Annotated in this window: 17 protein-coding genes; 8 read left to right on the plus strand and 9 right to left on the minus strand. The window is 35.2% G+C overall.

Annotated features, from left to right (window positions below):
* Positions 1-26 precede the first annotated feature (26 nt).
* The gene (locus Q2T41_RS17315) at positions 27-893 is read left to right on the plus strand and encodes an RluA family pseudouridine synthase (RefSeq protein ID WP_304437100.1); all 867 of its coding nucleotides are present in this window, start codon (positions 27-29) and stop codon (positions 891-893) included.
* A gap of 75 nt (positions 894-968) precedes the next feature.
* Here the strand turns inward: Q2T41_RS17315 and Q2T41_RS17320 are convergent, their stop codons facing one another.
* Together Q2T41_RS17320 and uvrA are read right to left on the minus strand one after the other, a co-directional pair.
* Positions 969-2,210 carry a hypothetical protein gene (locus tag Q2T41_RS17320; RefSeq protein WP_304437101.1) on the minus strand — a complete coding sequence of 414 codons (1,242 nt, stop codon included), beginning with the start codon at positions 2,208-2,210 and terminating at the stop codon, positions 969-971.
* Positions 2,211-2,376: 166 nt separating this feature from the next.
* Entirely contained in the window at positions 2,377-5,154 is a 2,778-nt protein-coding gene (uvrA, locus tag Q2T41_RS17325; protein WP_304437102.1) for an excinuclease ABC subunit UvrA, read from the minus strand.
* A gap of 245 nt (positions 5,155-5,399) precedes the next feature.
* On the opposite strand from uvrA, the gene Q2T41_RS17330 reads away from it, so the two are divergent.
* The 4 genes from Q2T41_RS17330 (at position 5,400) to Q2T41_RS17345 (ending at position 7,171) form a co-directional block, all read left to right on the plus strand.
* Positions 5,400-5,981 carry an RNA polymerase sigma factor gene (locus Q2T41_RS17330; RefSeq protein WP_304437103.1) on the plus strand — a complete coding sequence of 194 codons (582 nt, stop codon included), beginning with the start codon at positions 5,400-5,402 and terminating at the stop codon, positions 5,979-5,981.
* A gap of 74 nt (positions 5,982-6,055) precedes the next feature.
* The gene (locus Q2T41_RS17335) at positions 6,056-6,199 is read left to right on the plus strand and encodes a hypothetical protein (protein WP_304437104.1); all 144 of its coding nucleotides are present in this window, start codon (positions 6,056-6,058) and stop codon (positions 6,197-6,199) included.
* A 68-nt stretch (positions 6,200-6,267) separates the two neighbouring features.
* Positions 6,268-6,417: a hypothetical protein gene (locus Q2T41_RS17340; RefSeq protein ID WP_304437105.1), complete on the plus strand. Its 150-nt coding sequence runs from the start codon at positions 6,268-6,270 to the stop codon at positions 6,415-6,417.
* A 172-nt stretch (positions 6,418-6,589) separates the two neighbouring features.
* The gene (locus Q2T41_RS17345; protein ID WP_089261480.1) at positions 6,590-7,171 is read left to right on the plus strand and encodes an RNA polymerase sigma factor; all 582 of its coding nucleotides are present in this window, start codon (positions 6,590-6,592) and stop codon (positions 7,169-7,171) included.
* 228 nt (positions 7,172-7,399) lie between these two features.
* On the opposite strand, the gene Q2T41_RS17350 is transcribed toward Q2T41_RS17345, so the two are convergent.
* Positions 7,400-8,062, minus strand: coding sequence for an endonuclease III domain-containing protein (locus Q2T41_RS17350; protein ID WP_304437106.1), 663 nt, complete (start codon positions 8,060-8,062; stop codon positions 7,400-7,402).
* Positions 8,063-8,114: 52 nt separating this feature from the next.
* Here Q2T41_RS17350 and bcp point away from each other — a divergent pair, with 52 nt between their 5' ends.
* The gene (gene bcp, locus Q2T41_RS17355; RefSeq protein ID WP_304437107.1) at positions 8,115-8,567 is read left to right on the plus strand and encodes a thioredoxin-dependent thiol peroxidase; all 453 of its coding nucleotides are present in this window, start codon (positions 8,115-8,117) and stop codon (positions 8,565-8,567) included.
* A gap of 80 nt (positions 8,568-8,647) precedes the next feature.
* Here the strand turns inward: bcp and Q2T41_RS17360 are convergent, their stop codons facing one another.
* Positions 8,648-10,108 carry a nucleotidyl transferase family protein gene (locus tag Q2T41_RS17360; RefSeq protein ID WP_089261474.1) on the minus strand — a complete coding sequence of 487 codons (1,461 nt, stop codon included), beginning with the start codon at positions 10,106-10,108 and terminating at the stop codon, positions 8,648-8,650.
* Between the two features lie 169 nt (positions 10,109-10,277).
* Here Q2T41_RS17360 and Q2T41_RS17365 point away from each other — a divergent pair, with 169 nt between their 5' ends.
* Together Q2T41_RS17365 and Q2T41_RS17370 are read left to right on the plus strand one after the other, a co-directional pair.
* Positions 10,278-11,054 carry an MBL fold metallo-hydrolase gene (locus Q2T41_RS17365; protein WP_304437108.1) on the plus strand — a complete coding sequence of 259 codons (777 nt, stop codon included), beginning with the start codon at positions 10,278-10,280 and terminating at the stop codon, positions 11,052-11,054.
* A gap of 2 nt (positions 11,055-11,056) precedes the next feature.
* Positions 11,057-11,551: a hydrolase gene (locus Q2T41_RS17370; protein ID WP_304437109.1), complete on the plus strand. Its 495-nt coding sequence runs from the start codon at positions 11,057-11,059 to the stop codon at positions 11,549-11,551.
* On the opposite strand, the gene Q2T41_RS17375 is transcribed toward Q2T41_RS17370, so the two are convergent.
* The 5 genes from Q2T41_RS17375 to Q2T41_RS17395 all read right to left on the minus strand — a co-directional run bounded on the left by Q2T41_RS17375 (position 11,548) and on the right by Q2T41_RS17395 (position 16,859).
* Positions 11,548-12,207, minus strand: a complete 660-nt coding sequence (locus Q2T41_RS17375) for an alpha/beta hydrolase (protein WP_304437110.1) — start codon at positions 12,205-12,207, stop codon at positions 11,548-11,550. The two genes, Q2T41_RS17370 and Q2T41_RS17375, sit on opposite strands and share 4 nt — an antisense overlap.
* 4 nt (positions 12,208-12,211) lie before the next feature.
* Positions 12,212-12,541, minus strand: a complete 330-nt coding sequence (locus tag Q2T41_RS17380) for a hypothetical protein (RefSeq protein WP_089261466.1) — start codon at positions 12,539-12,541, stop codon at positions 12,212-12,214.
* A gap of 3 nt (positions 12,542-12,544) precedes the next feature.
* A complete protein-coding gene (locus Q2T41_RS17385) occupies positions 12,545-13,804 on the minus strand; it encodes a dihydroorotase (RefSeq protein WP_304437111.1) in 1,260 nt (419 codons plus the stop codon).
* A 27-nt stretch (positions 13,805-13,831) separates the two neighbouring features.
* Positions 13,832-15,748, minus strand: coding sequence for a BatA domain-containing protein (locus Q2T41_RS17390; RefSeq protein ID WP_304437112.1), 1,917 nt, complete (start codon positions 15,746-15,748; stop codon positions 13,832-13,834).
* A gap of 103 nt (positions 15,749-15,851) precedes the next feature.
* Positions 15,852-16,859, minus strand: coding sequence for a glycosyltransferase family 2 protein (locus tag Q2T41_RS17395; protein ID WP_304437113.1), 1,008 nt, complete (start codon positions 16,857-16,859; stop codon positions 15,852-15,854).
* Positions 16,860-16,956 lie beyond the last annotated feature (97 nt).

Genomic DNA, 16,956 nt, shown 5'->3' on the forward strand with positions numbered 1-16,956 from the left:
CCAACTATTCTTTTATCCTCATACCTATGCATATTAGAGAGACCCATTTTGTAGCAAAGAACATTCATAAAAGTAGATTACAAGAATACGGTGTAGGTATCTTTGAAGGCATTACTAGTAAATCCGCTTTAAAAAAAGCAATTAAAAAGAAACTTATTTGGGTCAATGGTAAAGAGGCTTTTACCGCAACATTTATTTCCGGAGGGGAGAAAATAGAATATCTCGTAGATACGCAAACTCCTTCCAAACGATTAAAATTACCATTGCAGGTTATATTCGAAGACGAGTATTTAGCTGTCATTAATAAACCCGCCGGAATTTTGGTGAGCGGCAATAAATTTTTGACCATAGCCAATGCCCTTCCTCAAAATTTAAAAATTAGTAGGGCCAAGGATGCTGTTGATCCGCAACCCGTTCATCGTTTGGATTATGAGACTACAGGCCTATTATTGGTAGGAAAAACCAATAGTGCAATAGTGGCCTTAAATCAAATGTTCAAAAATAGGGCAATAAAAAAAACTTATTTAGCTGTTACAATCGGTGAGATGAGAGAAAACGGTCATATTTCGTTACCCATTGATAACAAGGTAGCTTCTTCTTCTTTTTCTGTAATCCAATCAACCTTGTCAGATAGGTTTACCTATTTAAACTTGGTTGAGTTGCAACCACAGACTGGGCGTAGGCATCAACTCCGTAAACATCTATATGCTATTGGGAACCCTATATTGGGAGATAAACTTTACTTTAAGGACAATTTACAGCTTAGGGGCAAAGGGCTTTATCTACATGCGTATTCCTTACAATTTCAACACCCCATTTCTAATAATACCATGAACTTTAAGGCAATTTTGCCAAAAAAATTTTATAACATATTCCCTGAATTTGAACTGTAGTTCCATGTACAAAAAAGCACCGTAATGAACGTATTCATTACGGTGCTAAACAACTAACCAACCTAAAAACTATTCTTAATTTCTTCTGCTACTTCTTGTGGTCGTAGAAACCGATCTTGAACTTTTTGAAGGAGTCTTGCTTACCGATCTTGAGCTATAACTTCTTGAGGGAGTCTTTGCCGTTGACCTTGTACTTGTACTTTTACTTACAGCACTTCTACTTCTTGCAGGTGTATTTACGGAACGTTTAACCGTTGTACTTCGCTGAGTTCTAACATTTGGATTTACTTTTCTATGTGTTGTAGTAGTTCTTTTTACCGTGGTGCTCCTAGGCGTTCTAATTACCTCTCTTTTGGTAACCGTTCTCTTTTGACCATTTTGAGCCACTGCATTATTGTTACTACGTTTGCTATTTGTATTGTTTCCAATAGTTCTAGTAACCTCTCTTTTATTTACACTTCTATTATTAGCATTACTACGAACCGCACCATTGTTACGCTTTACGGTAGTTGTCCTATTAATTGTAGTGTTTCTATTTGTTCTAGATGTATTACTGGAAACAACCCTTTTATCGTTTCTAAGTCCATTGTCTCTCTTAGCTACTGTTCTGTTACTGCGTAAATTATTGTTCCTGACCGCTACACGCTTGTCATTTCTATATATTGTAGCTCTTTCATTTCTAACTTTATTATATCTATATGTCTTACCAACATTTACGTATGCTCTTCTAAAGTTATTTCTATAAGGTCTATAATATGAATACCTAATTGGTGTATAATATCTTCTATAGGGTCTGTTATATACTAGGCACAAGTTAATTGCCGGCCTTGAAAACCATCTATGGAAAGGTCTAAAAACATAATTTCTATTGTATATATTGATATAACCGGTATGATAGTCATAAAATCCTTGATTGTTATAATACACATACATACCACCTACGCTGCGTACACGGTTATTTCTGTAATTGATTTGGACATCACCAATTTGGTTTACCCTTCCATAATAATCGTAAAATATGGGTACGTTTTCAACTTGAATTACTGCTCCATAATCATCATATTGAGCAAAAGGGCTATAATCATATCCTGAGTTGAACGTAATGCCATTTCTGCTACCGCTTACTTGACTTTCAATATAAAAATCAAATTCGCCATCTGGATACACCGAAAATGTGATTCCGTTTTCAACAAATATGAAGGAGTTGTCAAATCTATAAGCATTGCTATTAGCAACCTTATCTTCATTAATACCGATAGCGAAAACACCTGTGGTGCTTAATATCATCGCCGTAAAAAGGAGTACTAAATTTTTCATGATATAAGGTTTTAAATCTGCCTTTCGACAGCGGTTCTAAATGCAATTATTCGCATTCCCTTACATCATTACAAACAGCGTGCCAAAAAATATAAATTATATTTATACTGTTGATAAACAGCTATTTACTAGATTCGGTTTCCATATAAATAAAACTAATTTATCTTTATAATTTATCTTTTAAGTAATTGGCCGTAAAAGATTTTTTACTTTTAGAGACTTCTTCAGGAGTTCCTTCGGCCAGCAAATGACCACCGTTTTCCCCGCCGCCTGGACCAAGGTCAATTAGATAATCGGCGCATTTGATTAAATCTATGTTATGTTCTATAACTACAATGGAATGCCCTTTCTTGATCAGCGCATTAAATGATTTCAAAAGCTTTTTAATATCATGAAAATGTAATCCGGTAGTTGGTTCGTCAAAAATGAAGAGCGCTTTGTCCTTGGTGCTACCCTTAATCAGAAAGGAGGCTAATTTAATACGTTGGGCTTCACCTCCAGATAGAGTAGAAGAAGATTGTCCTAAAGTTACATAACCTAAACCTACATCCTGTAAGGGTTTGAGCTTGGTAACGATTTTATTCTGTAAACCTTTTTCAAAAAACGTAATGGCATCATCTATGGTCATATTAAGGATATCATCAATATTGGCTTCATTGAACGTTACCTCTAATACCTCTTTCTTAAAACGTTTGCCTCCACAGGTTTCACATTCCAAATGCACATCTGCCATAAATTGCATTTCTACCGTAATTTCGCCTTCCCCCTTGCATTTTTCACACCTACCACCATCAACATTAAATGAGAAGTGTTTGGCCTGATAGTTTCTTATGGTACTAAGCTTTTGGCTTGCAAAAAGATTTCTAATATCATCATATGCCTTGATATAAGTAACCGGATTTGACCTGGAGGATCTACCAATTGGGTTTTGGTCTACAAATTCAACATGTTTTATATGTTTATATTTTCCTTCCACATCCGTAAACTGTCCGGCTTTTTCCCCATAGCCACCAGTTTCTTTTAATATTGTTGGATAGAGTAACTTTTTTACCAAAGTACTTTTACCACTACCTGAAACACCCGTAACTACAGTTAACATATCCAAAGGAAAGGTTACATCAATATTTTTCAGGTTATGTTCTCTTGCACCTTTAATAGTAATGTAATTTTTAGAGGTTCTTCGTTCTTTTGGAACCTTAATTTCCATACTACCATTGAGGTACTGTGCCGTTAGCGAGTCTGATTTTAATATTTCCTTTAATGTTCCCTGCGCCACAACATTACCACCATGGCTGCCTGCCTCAGGACCAATGTCAATGACCATATCCGCAGCCTTCATAATATCCTCATCATGTTCTACGACAATAACCGTATTGCCCAAATTTTTAAGTGATATTAAAACATCTATAAAATTTTCAGTGTCTTTTGGATGAAGGCCAATACTTGGTTCATCTAAAATATACATAGACCCCACTAAACTACTACCTAAAGAGGTTGCCAGGTTTATGCGTTGACTCTCACCACCAGAAAGGGTGTTGGATTTTCGGTTTATGGTCAGGTAGTTTAGACCAACTTTGCTTAAAAAACCAAGACGGGTCCTAATTTCTATCAATAGGCGTGAAGCTATTTTGGCGTCGTTGTCATTTAGCTCCAATGTATTGAAAAATTCACCTAACTTTTCTATTGAACGACCTACCAATGATGAGATGTTGGCACCGCCTACTTTGACATAATCGGTCTCCGTACGTAATCTTTTACCATTACAAACATTACATTTGGTTTTACCACGATATCTTGATAACATGACCCTATTTTGAATCTTGTAACTTTTTTCCTCAAGCATACCAAAGAACTTATGAAGTCCTATGAAATGATTATTGCCTTTCCAAACCAACTCCTTTTGTTCTTCTGTCAGTTCATACCAAGGTTTATGAATGGGGAAGTCAAATTTGTAGGCAGAATTGACCAATTGGTCCCTATAAAAGCCCATACTTTCTCCACGCCAAGGAAAAATTGCATTTTCATAGACTGAAAGTGCCGTATTGGGAATGACCAAATCTTCATCAATACCAATAACATCTCCATATCCCTCACATTTTGGACAGGCACCATATGGATTGTTGAAACTGAACAAATGTACATTTGGTTCTAGAAAGGTCATTCCGTCCAGTTCAAACTTATTACTGAAAAATGTCTGTTTTCCGGTAGCCAATTCCTCTATTACGCACTCTCCCTTACCTTCAAACAAAGCTGTATCAATGGCATTGGCCAATCTATTATAAAAATCCTCATCGTTTTTGGTAATGATGCGATCTATGACCAAATCAAATTTTTTGCCTATATCTTTTGGGGCTTGGTCAATTCTCAGGACTTTATTGTTATATTTAATACGTGCATATCCTTGTTTTGAAAAAAGTTCCAGAGATTTAATAGTATCCCTGTCTTCCCTAATTTGGATGGGTGCCAGTAATAATAGTTTTGTTTGCTCGTCAAAAGTTTTTACAAAGTTGACAATGTCGCTAACCGTATGTTTTTTTACCTCGTTACCGGATATGGGAGAAAAGGTTTTTCCTATTCTGGCAAACAATAATTTAATGTAATCATATATTTCCGTAGTGGTACCTACAGTAGATCTAGGATTGGTAGAGTTTACTTTTTGTTCTATTGCAATTGCGGGGGCAATACCTTTTATATAGTCAACCTTGGGCTTGTCCAATTTGCCCAAAAACTGTCTTGCGTAAGATGATAAACTTTCTACATACCTTCTTTGTCCTTCTGCATATAGGGTATCGAATGCTAGGCTAGACTTCCCGGATCCGGACAAACCCGTGATAACAACAAGTTTATTTCTAGGTATAACTACATCTATGTTCTTAAGGTTATGCAGTTTTGCTCCCTTAATGATTATGTTCTCTTTCGGATTTACTTCGGTAAGTATAGGCATATAAAAATCTAATTGTACAAAGATACGCTTTGCCTTTTTTCTATTCTATAAAATGGATGGCCAACTAAAATCTGAGAAGAAATTTTCACATAATTATAAGAGTATTATTTTTTTTCTATCTTTGGAGCCTAATAAAATTTAATCGGCCTATAAAGCAACTTTACATTTTTAAGTTAAAATTAATACTACTGGTATCCTAGTTCAAATGAAATAGGGACCATATTTTAACCCTTAAAGTAAAGTTTATGGTTGTACAGATTGAAGATTCCCAATTAGTCAAAAAATATATTCAAGGAGACGAAAAGGCCATAGAGGCTTTAATAAATCGTCATAATTCTCGTTTAACCGGTTTTATCTATTCAAAAGTAGGGGATAGGGAATTGACCGAGGATATTTTTCAAGATACCTTTATGAAAGTGATCCGTACCTTAAAAAAAGGTGCCTATAACGAAGAAGGAAAGTTTTTGCCCTGGGTCATGAGAATTGCACATAACCTGATTATTGATCATTTTAGAAAGCACAACAGAATGCCCATGTACAATAGTAAGGAGAGCTATAATATATTCGCTTTATTGGGTGATGAAAAACTTGATGCAGAAAGACAGTTGATCAAGGAGCAAATAGATACTGATTTGGTGAGGCTGATCAAAGAACTCCCTGAGGATCAGCAGGAAGTTTTGGAAATGCGTATCTACAAGGATATGAGTTTTAAGGAAATTTCGGATAATACGGGTGTTAGTATCAATACGGCTTTAGGAAGAATGCGCTACGCATTGATCAACCTAAGAAAGTTAGTTGAGGCCAATAGTATAGTTTTAACGAATTAATTGGTTATAGGTCGAGTGGATCTACTATCTTCCTCAATGTATCGTTCTTTAGTTGAACCTAAACAACAAATACTATGGAGAAAATTTACACCGATAAAATTGAAAAATGTACTTTAGTAAAAGCCAGACCAGAAACCATTGAATTTTTATTGGCCTATTCTAAGTCATTGGATATAACAGAAACAAAGGGATTACAATTTGAAAGTAATTTAAATTAATCATCCTTACCAAATAATATAAACCTCTTGGACGAAAGTTCAAGAGGTTTTCTTTTTTATATAATTATATGTTAGGTGTCCTTACCGTATACATGATTATAATGTTTCTTTCCAATCTTAAATATTTGTCCTGTAGTAAGGCCAAAACAATATTCTCCTATATAGTACCGTCCTTAAAAGCTATATCTAAATTTATCACGGAACTTTCCATATTCTAATTTATTGTATGGAAATATACTTTTTCGATGTTTCACATCATAAAAGTGCTGTTTGACAACATACTTTTTTGAACAGCACCCCTTTTCTATAGTTTTATATCAGAATTAAAAAGCAAACCAAAATAACCAATTAGATTTTCCCAATCTAAAACCTTAAAAGAAAGTAACTCGTATGAAACTACAAATTGAAGACTCAGAATTAGTAAGGGATTACATCAATGGTAACGAAAGTGCCCTTGAAATATTGATCAACAGACACAATCAGCGTATTACTAGTTTTATCTATTCTAAGGTATTGGATAGGGATATTACAGAAGATATATTCCAAGATACCTTTATAAAGGTGATCAAGACCTTAAAAAAAGGAAAATACAGCGAGGAAGGTAAATTTTTACCATGGGTAATGAGAATTTCCCATAACTTGATTATTGATCATTTCAGAAGAAATAAGAGAATGCCAATGTTTGAAGGTAGCGATGACTTCAATATTTTTTCTGTTATAGGTGATGATAAGTTAAATGCTGAAAAGCAACTCATCAAAAATCAAATAGATACAGATCTTAGACAATTGGTAGAAGAGTTGCCAGATGATCAAAAAGAAGTTCTTTTAATGCGTATCTACAAGGATATGAGCTTTAAGGAAATATCGGAAAATACAGGAGTAAGTATCAATACGGCCTTGGGAAGAATGCGTTATGCTTTAATAAATCTTAGAAAAATCATCGACAAAAACAATATTGTTCTTACGAATTAAGAGGGAAGAACATAGAGTAAACAATATTTCCAATTTTGCGGCGTTATTTTAGTGTAACAACGTAGGAAGTATGGAAAAAATTTACTCTAATTTTCAAGAACAGGCAGAATTTGTTAAAGTATGTCCAAAGACAATTAATTTTTTGTTGAGTTATTCTCAGGCGCTTTACGAATTTGAGCACAATGATTTAAGTTTTGAAACATTTTTAAACTAATAAAAGACCCGTTTTTAACGGGTCTTTTTCTTTTTATAATATTCGTTCAGTACGGATTTTCTACCTATTTTCTTGGTTATGATATCTTTCTCCAGGTCCCAACCTCTGGCAGGAGAATATTGTCTGCCGTACCAAATGATCTGCAAGTGTAAATCGTTCCAAATTTCCTTGGGGAACAAACGTTTGGCATCTTTTTCTGTTTGTACTACATTTTTACCATTGGTAAAACCCCACCTATATAGTAATCTATGAATATGTGTATCTACCGGAAAAGCTGGAATACCAAATGCTTGTGATACAACAACACTAGCCGTTTTATGGCCCACGGCGGGCAATGCTTCCAATGAAGGTAGATCTTGTGGTACTTTGCCATCATGTTTTTCGATCAATATCTTTGAAAGACCATATATACCTTTGGCTTTCATGGGGGACAGACCTACAGGTTTTATGATTTCCCTTATTTCATTTACGCTCAGCTTGACCATATCATAAGGATTGTCCGCTCTTGCAAATAGCAAGGGAGTAATTTTATTTACTCGTACATCTGTACTTTGGGCAGACATTAGAACAGCAATCAATAATGTATACGGGTCTTTATGGTCTAAGGGTACAGGAATTTCTGGATAAAGCTCTTGTAACGTAGAGATTGTAAACGCTATTTTTTCTGCTTTAGTCATTTTTTGTTTAATTTTGAATGAAATAATTTAAACATAAATTTAAACTACTATTATGGATACATTAAAAGTCGGGGATAAAGTGCCGTCATTTTCAGCAAAGGACCAAGATGGTAATTTGGTTAAACTTTCTGATTACAAAGGAAAAAAACTGATCGTCTTCTTTTATCCTAAGGCCAGTACCCCCGGTTGTACTGCCGAAGCGTGTAATTTAAGGGATAATTACCAAGAATTGCAAGCCAATGGCTATGAACTTTTAGGGGTAAGTGCAGATTCTGAAGCAAGACAAGCAAAATTTAAAAGTAAATATGAGTTTCCTTTTCCGCTATTGGCAGATGAAGTCCATACGGTCCTTAATATTTTTGGGGTCTGGGGACCTAAAAAATTTATGGGTAGGGAATATGATGGTATACATAGAAAAACCTTTGTTATAGATGGTAATGGTATGGTTATAAAGGTTATAGATAAGGTGAAGACCAAAGACCATGCAGCACAACTATTGGAATAATTTTAATGATTAAATTAAAAAACCGAGTGCCCAATTTATGGACGCTCGGTTTTTTTTTAAAGTAAGAAAATTTAAAGACTTTATGATTCTTGAAGTTCCTCTTCATTATCCTTTCTGCTGAAAAGATTCTTTTCTTTTATAATTTCCGCAATGCCCTCAGGAAGCATTTTTTCCCAACCTTCCTCATTGTTCATTAATTTTTTAAGTACATCTCTAGAGAAAATATGCATGATATCCGGCTCATAATCAATGATATCCATTACTTTGCCGTTGTATTTAAAGAATTTATACAATTCTTTCATACGTGGGTGTACCTTAACATTATTGCTCGTCATTATTTGTCCGGTATCCGGATTCTTCATTGGGTATAGATAAACTTGTAGATCTTTAAAGAAAAGTTTGCCGAACGCCTCTAAAATTCCACCACTTAAATGCCTGTAATATTTTTCATCAAATATGTCTACCAAATTATTGACGCCCATGGTAAGTCCAATTCTATTTTTGGTAAAGTTGTTGAAATATTCAACCAGCTTATAGTATTCCTGAAATTTTGATATCATAACGGAATGACCAAGTGAACACAACAGCTCTGCGCGGTCCATGAAGTCTTGCTCATCTATTTCACCGGATGCCTTTAAATTGGAAAGGGTAATTTCAAAAATTACTATGGTGTTGTTCTGGTCTACTTGAGAATCACGTATGAAAATATCATACGATTTTTCAAACATGTCTAGATTTACCTTGGTTACCGGTCTAAAACTACCGCGTAACGCCAAAATATTTTTTTTGTACAATACTGCGGCAGGCAAAAGGTTATTACCGTCCGGGCCAAACATAACGGCATCTGTCATATTGTTCTTAATAAGCTGCAAGCTCATTAAACGGTTGTCTACATCCTTAAAATTAGGGCCTGAAAAATTGACCATATCAATTTCCAATGTATCCTTGTCAATATGGTCATATAAATATTTCAACATTTTTTTTGGCTTATGATACTTATAGAAAGCACCATAAATTAAATTTACACCAAGTGTTCCAAGGGTCTCTTGCTGCAAACGAGCCTCATTTTGTTTAAATCGTATATGTAATATAATCTCATCCCATTCTTTTTGGTTGGGGTCCAATTGGTAACGTATACCAACCCATCCGTGTCCTTTGTACCGTTTTGAAAAATCTATGGTAGCTACGGTATTTGCATAGGAAAAGAACAATCTGTCCGGATGGTTTTCCCTACTTATACGCTCCTCCATTAACTGCATCTCATGGGTAAGCATAGTTTTAAGACGGGCTTGTGTAACATACCGGCCATCGGCTTCAATGCCATAAATAGCGTCGCTGAAATCCTTGTCATAGGCACTCATTGCTTTCGCTATCGTGCCAGATGCTCCACCCGATCTAAAGAAATGGCGCGCTGTTTCCTGTCCTGCGCCAATCTCTGCAAATGTTCCATAAATATCCGGGTTTAGATTTATACGTAACGTTTTTGCCTTGATCGAGGGAATGTTTTCAAAAACACTATCTCTTTTTAGTACGGATGCCATTTTTACCTGTTTATCTTTTTAACAAAGTTATAAAGAATGGACGTTACATTTGGCATATGCCCTAAAAAAATGGAATTACTTTCATTCTTTACTTTATTGCGCTTTAATTACCCTGATCTTCTAATTTTTCAACCTTTATTTTACTAAAAAGGAATTAAATTTGTAATACATGACAAATAATTTACGTGTTACTTTTTTAGGGACGGGAACATCGCAGGGCATTCCGATCATAGGTAGTACACATCCGGTATGTTTAAGTGAAAACCCAAAGGATAAAAGATTACGGGTATCCGTCTTAATATCGTGGAACAAATATCATTATGTAATTGATTGTGGCCCAGATTTTAGACAGCAAATGTTGACCCATAATATTCAACATTTGGATGGTATTCTGTATACACACGAGCATTCTGACCATACCGCAGGCCTTGATGATATAAGGCCCTTCTTTTTCAGGCAGGGCAGTATACCGATTTATGCTCATAAGCGTGTGTTGAAATCCTTGAAAAACCGATTTGACTATATTTTTAATGAAAAGGATAAGTATCCTGGTGCGCCTTCGGTGCAAATTAATAGGGTAAAGAAAAATTGTCCTTTTACATTGGGTAACAAAACAGTATTACCCATTAATGTACTGCACAATAAACTACAGGTTTTTGGTTATCGTATTGACGATTTTACGTATTTAACTGATGTAAAGTCTATCCATGACGATGAATTGGAAAAAATAAAACATTCTAAAGTATTGGTCGTAAACGCTCTTAGAATTCAACCCCATATTTCCCATTTTAATTTAGAGGAGGCCTTGGAGTTTATTAATAGGGTAAACCCGGAAACCGCATATTTAACCCATATTAGCCATTTGCTCGGTTTTCATGATGAGGTAGAAGCAATGCTTCCGCCTAACGTACATTTGGCTTTTGATAACTTAACCATTACTATTTAATTATGAAGAAAAATATCTTTTTATACCTCTTTTTATTTTCGGCCTTAATCTGCTTGTATCTTTTTGTCAGTAGTAATAAAATGGTGGAAATGAATACCGCCAAAATAACCAAGTTACAGTCAGAAATAGATGTTTTGAAGGATTCTGTACAACGGTCCAATGTCAAGGTTATGGATATGCAATATTTTTCTTTGGAAAATAATGATGATGCTTTGGCTTATTACGAGCATTTGGATCTACATAACCCAGCTGCATATATTACGGACAAACTGCTGGAAACCAATGAACAAAAAGGAGACAATCCTTTAATTCCTTATGAAGGAATGGAAAATGATTTTAAGATCAATAAGATTAAGATATTAAACCATAAATGGATCTTAGCTGATTTTTCCGATGGAAAGTATTGGGGCGAATTGCTTATTAAATATGAACTAAAAGATGATTTGGGGGTTGATTTTACTCTTGTGGACCACTTACTTTACACCCGCAGTAATTAAAGCTTTTCCTTGATCCACTTTTGTAAGGAATAAAAGTTTTGAGGTGCAACACCATGCCCAACAGGAAATTCTTCATATTGATGTTCAATACCTAATTTCTTTAAGATTTCCGGTGCTTTACGAGCCCATTCAACCGGAATTACCTGATCTACGTCTCCATGGCTACAATAGAAACTTATTTGGTCAAAATCGTTTGTACTATAATTTTCCTTTAAAATGGACTCATTGATATATCCGCTTAGGGCGATTATGTTTTTAACTTTCTCAGGATAAGATAAAGCTACGGCGTAACTGAGTATGGTACCCTGACTAAAACCTAATAAATTTACATGGTTCGTGTCCAAGCCATATGCATTGCAGGCCTCATCGATAAAGGTTACAATTTTATCCCGTGATCCAATAGCCTGTTCATCATCACTCCACTTTCCTTTTTCATTATCAAAATTTATCGCATACCAAGCATAGCCATATGGCTGAAGTATATATGGTGCCCTAACGGAAATAACACAAAGTTCTTTCGGAAGTTCTGGAGCAAAGGAAAAAAGGTCTTCTTCATTACTGCCATAACCATGAAATAAAAACAGAACGGGTGGTTTTTTATCAGTTAAGTTAGAAGGTCTTATAATATGTTCTAAAGATAGGGGAGCTGTAGTCATAATTTTATTGAATGAATGTGAACCATTTTTGAAAATAGGCTCCAAGGACCGGAATTTCTTGTTCTTTATTGCCCAATAGCCCTAAAAATGCATAAAACCAAAGTACTATATAAAAAATATATAACCCGTAAAAACCATATACATTTCCCCACTGACTGTTTAAAAGGGCAAAGCCTAAAAACACAATGTGAAGCCCAAATGCCTGTCTTGTATGGAATCTGGCAAATCTATGTCTTGGTTCCGAGTTCATGCTCATGGCTATCATTGCGCCAACAATTGTTAGATAAGCGACAATGGCCGTTGTTTTACCTGGTATGCTTGGGGACTTTTCCACGTGTTAATCGTTTATGACCAATTGGTTGTTCACTACCGTTCCTATGACTTTACCTTTCATCTGCCGACCTGTTGCCAAGGCATTTTTGGAAGTGCTGTGAATATGGTCTTGTGTAAAATTATAGGTTATTTCCGGATCGAACAAGGTTAAATTAGCAGGTTGGCCAATTTTTAATTTAGGTGGGTCCACATTAAAAATTTCCCTTCCTTTGGTTAATTGTGCAATTGTATCTTCGATATCCAGAATGTTGTTCAGCATTCCAAAAATACTTTCCAAGCCAATAGAACCAAAGTCGGCATTATCAAACTCAACATGTTTTAGTTCAACGTTCAACGGTGTGTGGTCAGAAGTGATTAAATCTATCGTACCATTTTTAACACCCTTGATAAGGGCTTTGGTGTCAGTGGACGTGCGCAGAGGAGGCATGACCTTATATTGTGTATTGAAGTCTTCCAGTGCCTCATCCGTAATGGTAAGGTTATGGGCCGCAACGCTACAATATACCTCCAAACCTTTCTTCTTGGCATCTGCAACAAGTTTTACGGCATTTGCCGTAGAAATGGTAGGGATAAACAATTTGCCACCGGTATATTCCAAAATAAAAAGGTCCCTGGCAATTTGCAGTTCTTCGGCCAATGCCGGTATACCTTTTAAGCCCAGCCTAGTACTGGTTACCCCTTCATTGACAATGCCTTTACCGGATATGTTCCTATCCAGAGGAAAGGAAAAAATCAATCCATCAAAGTTTTGTGCATATTGTAATGCGATCTTTAAGAGATTGGCATTGGATATGGGGTGTTTGTAATCGTAAAACCCTACGGCCCCGGAGTTTTTCATATCATAGAGTTCTGCTAGCGCTTCACTTTCTCCATTTGCAGTGAGATTGCCTAGTGGATGCAGCTTTGTAAGTAGGTTTTTTGATGCATTTTTAAGGAATACGATGTCCGATGCGGAATCTGGGGTGGGTGTACTGCTTGTATTTAGAATGACATCCGTAAATCCACTTTTAGCAGCGGTCATCAAACCATTCTCTATGGTTTCCCTTTCCTCATATCCTGGCTCGCCAAAACTTACTCCACTATCAAACCAACCTATGGAAACATGCATATTATCTTTTTCAATAATCTTTGTCTTTGCAGGTGGGTCTATTTTTGCAGCTATGGCCTCTATAGTGCCATTTTTAATAAGGATATCCTTCTTTTTTTTGTGAAGGTCCTTATTGTTCCCATTAACGATCGTAACTGATTTTAAGAGTATGTTCATAGGGCTTATGGGTGGTTCATTTATAGACTATTTAATAAATCTTTGAAGTAATGTTTCTATGATAATAAACGCGAATGCTAAAATAGCAAACCATTTCCAAAACTCATTTATGGCATTGTTTTTTTGACGCTCCGTAAAATATTTATTTATTGAGGTAATACCGTTATTTTCCGGTATCTGGCTATAAACCAATTCACTTTCTTTCCGGTTTTCATTAAAACTAATGTTCCTAAGCAGTTTTTGATCATGCATAATTTTATAAATGCCAGTTTTTTTAGGATTGTCCATAAATGTAAGTTGTACTTTTTTGGGCAAAGCTCGTTGTAGCGGAATAAATTCAATGGTTTCATTTACGACCTTAATATTTTCATCCTGCTGCAGGGTAATTGGTATTTCTACAGCTGCATTGTCCTCAATATTTGCATATAAGGAAGGTAATTTTAAACTGTTTATACCAATGTTATAAAAAGTAGGAACTATCAGTGGGGAATTTTGAAAGTTTGAATTTTCATTGGATAATGCGGTAGCAAAAAAATGGGCATTATCATTAGATATTAAAAAAGGTTCTTTATTTTGAAACTCAATGGCAACTTGGCCAATGGTCTGCATTCTATGATAGGTTTTTACACTAGGAAACTGAAAATTATCTACATTGTTTTCAAAAACATTATTGAAGAGGTCATGAGCCACCTTTATATGGGATATGGCCAAATTTTGCGTTATGGTACTGGAGTAAGACGTTGTATTAAAAAAATTCGCTAATTGATTATAAGAGTTTAAATCTCCTTTGGTACTAGGTATAACAACAAAACTGCCACCATCGTCATGAAATGACTTAACCGCGGTTGCTAAAGAACTTGGAAGTTCATCAATTTCATTTATAATTATTAAATGCTGATTTTCTATATCACTATAATTTAATTGGGACAGTGAAGTGGATGTCAACTCAAATTCCTCTTCGGAATATATTCGGTCTAGAAATTCATTGGCAGGTTTTCCTATAACAAGAACTTTTATTTTGGACTTTTCATCAATATTAAAATAGAACTGGTTATCATACTCCAGACCATTGTCCGTGATTGTTACTTTACCCAATATTTTTTCATTTGCATTTATGGAGAAGGTAACCTTTGCTTTTTTGTTCTTATTAAATTTGGCGGCAGTTTTTGCAATTAGGGTTTGGTCATTGTAAAGTGATACGGGAAGACTCTCCTCTGTGGTATTTGTTGTAAGGGTAGCTGCTATATCAATAGTTTCATTGGTCCTATTTTCTATATATACCGAGTCTATACTACTGTTGTTTATTGTATGGTTAAGTGGATTTAAGTAGAAAACATTGATTTCCATTATGGAATCTTGTGGTATAATACCACCCATGCGGCGTTGAAAATCCGATATTAAAACTAAATTTTTTTGAACGTCCTTTAACTTGCTAAAAAAAGTATTTCCTTTTAATAATATATCGTTTATGGTTAACTGATCTGCGGAGGGTGTTATTTCCAAAAGGTCATTTTGAATATCCTTAATGGTAATGTTCTTAAAGACGGTAGTATTGGTAAATAAAGTAAATAGTTGGTCCTGCGGAGTATTTTTAATAAATTCTTGTATAGCATTATATAGGATGCTACCGTTTTCATTTTTACCGTCCATACTATAAGAGTTGTCCAAATAGAATACCGTTTCCTTTTCTTTTAAGGCGGTTTCATTGGCAGAAAATGGTTGCGCAAAAGAAATGACCACAGCTGCAATTAAACCTAGCCGGCTAAGTAGCAATAACCATTTTTTTAAAGTGCTGCTTTTTCGTGATTCCGATACCACCAGTTGTAAAAACTTGACATTGGTAAAGGGGGTTTTTTTAAACCTTCGTAATTGAAAAAGATGAATGAATATAGGAATGAGTAGTAGTAAAAGGCCCCAAAGAATTTCTGGATATTTAAATTGCATTCCTAGATTTGATTACTTCAAAGATAATTATTTTGTTCGTAGAAGTCTGTTGAAGCACAACTATTATTTTAAGGTCTATTTGCACTATATTTTTATGTGCCCATCAGCAGAAGAAGAAATAGTCAACAGATGATGTTGTGCCTAGTTCTTCAATATATGTTTTAATAGAATATTGTTCATCTTCATTGGCAACCGTAATGATGCATTGCGATATTGATATCTTTTCTAACTGGGAATAATGTAACAGTTTTACACCATAAATTTCTTTTCCTATTTTCTTGGTATTATCGCAAACCCACGTAAATGGTATTTTTTTCTCTATTAATGAACGGGCAACTTCCTTCCCTTTTTTCCCTGCGCCCCAAACTACCAGGGTTTTGCCTGTATCATATTCCAGTTTTAAAAAATAATGAAGTTTTATGGCTATAAAATAATTTTGGGCATAATGTTCGCTTGTACGAGACGTACGCGTGGTATAATCCCGCCAAAAATGTAAAACTTGGCTTGTTGCTATACAGGATAATCCATGTTCGTAAAAACGAAAAGCCAAATCATAATCTTCCGGATACCTATTTGGTTTAAATGCACCACAAATTTCAAAATCTGATCTATAAACCATCCAACAAGGGGAGGGGATTACACACTCTTTATAAATTCCTTTAAAATTATGTCCCTTAACAGTTAATTTATTCAGCCATTTTTCATACCTGGCATAACCATCATTGACCCCGGTCTTGGAAAAATAACGTACCAATCCTAATGCAAGAGAACCCTCGCCATTATTAATCAAAGCACTTACCATGGTCTCAATTTTATGAACGGTCATATAATCATCGGCATCCATGCGGGTTATGAACGTTCCTTTACTTTGCTTGTAAGCTTTTCTCAAAGCGGTAATGATTCCTTTTTCCTCATTACAATATATTTTAAAGCGTGCATCTTTTGCGGAATATCTTTGGGCTATGGCCAAACTATCGTCATTAGAATGATCGTTTACGGCAATAACCTCATAATTTAAATACGTTTGTTGCTGTATGGAATCCAAGCACTCCTCTAAATATGGCGCTACATTTTTAAACGGTATTAAGATGCTTACTAGGGGCTTGTCCATGTCCGTAAGGTAGTATAAAACCTAATTTTAAACTTAGACTTTTACCAATTTTTACCTTGGTTTTTTTGCTTAAAAAATAAAATAAGAAAAGGCTTTA

Origin of the sequence: Maribacter confluentis (genome assembly GCF_030505015.1) — a bacterium.
GTDB lineage: Bacteria > Bacteroidota > Bacteroidia > Flavobacteriales > Flavobacteriaceae > Maribacter > Maribacter sedimenticola.